General features: G+C 63.8%; 1 protein-coding gene. It reads right to left on the reverse strand.

The window, feature by feature from the left end:
- Nucleotides 1–572, reverse strand: a 572-nt coding sequence (locus tag ACODTA_RS30320; RefSeq protein ID WP_489071411.1) for an IS3 family transposase, incomplete at both ends; no start/stop codon positions are given.

Consider the following 572-nt stretch of genomic DNA (forward strand, 5'->3'; position numbering starts at 1 on the left):
GGTATACTTGATCGAGACGTATTGGCTGCCACGGTCGCTGTGGTGGATCAGGCCGCCGCGATGAGCAGGACGCCGATCATGGATCGCCTGTTCGAGGGCATCCAGCACGAAGCTGGCGTGCGCCGTCCTGCTCACCCGCCAGCCCACGATATAGCGCGCATAGACATCGATCACGAAGGCCACGTAGACGAACCCTGACCACGTCACGACGTAGGTGAAGTCCGAGACCCACAGCATGTTCGGCGCCGGCGCATGGAACCGCCGGTTCACCTGGTCGAGCGGGCAAGGCGCGGCCTTGTCGCTCATTGTCGTGCGCACCGGCTTACCGCGGATCACGCCCTGCAAGCCAAGATCGCGCATCAGCCGTTCCACCGTGCATCGGGCTATATCGAAGCCTTCGCGCCGCATCTGTCGCCACACCTTCCGCACGCCGTAGACGCCGAAGTTCTCGGCGAAGACGCGTATCACCTCCGGCTTCAACATCCGATCACGCTGAGCACGCGACGATAGCCGCGAGGGATCGCGCCGCTGCGCCAGGTGCTCATGGTAGGTGGATGGGGCGATCGGCAGAA

This window comes from Sphingomonas sp. FG14 (genome assembly GCF_057809675.1).